The organism is Pampinifervens navoyensis (assembly GCF_046159715.1).
GTDB lineage: Bacteria > Aquificota > Aquificia > Aquificales > Aquificaceae > Pampinifervens.
Map to the genome: position 1 here is coordinate 1 of NZ_JBJXCT010000044.1, position 272 is coordinate 272.

Annotated in this window: 1 protein-coding gene; it reads right to left on the reverse strand. The window is 57.0% G+C overall.

Annotation, left to right across the window (positions count from 1 at the left end; genetic code table 11):
• A partial coding sequence (locus ACKRDP_RS09940) for an inositol monophosphatase family protein (RefSeq protein ID WP_409154625.1) occupies nucleotides 1-272 on the reverse strand: 272 nt, incomplete at both ends.

Sequence of the window (272 nt, forward strand, 5' to 3'; positions counted from 1 at the left end):
TGCTGCTTCAGCTTGAACGGGAAACCGGTCGCCAGGATGGTGCCATCCAGATCGCGAGCGGTGGAGCCGCGCAGGCGATAGCCGTTCAGCTGGGTGCCCTGGCCGCGTACGGCGCTGAACAGTTCGTTACGCATTGGATCGTAAACCACGGCCACTTCGGTGCGGCCTTTGATACGTACGGCGATAGAAATACAGAAATGCGGCAGGCGCTTAATGAAGTTAGTAGTGCCATCCAGTGGATCGATAACCCATTGCACATCCTTGTCTTCTCC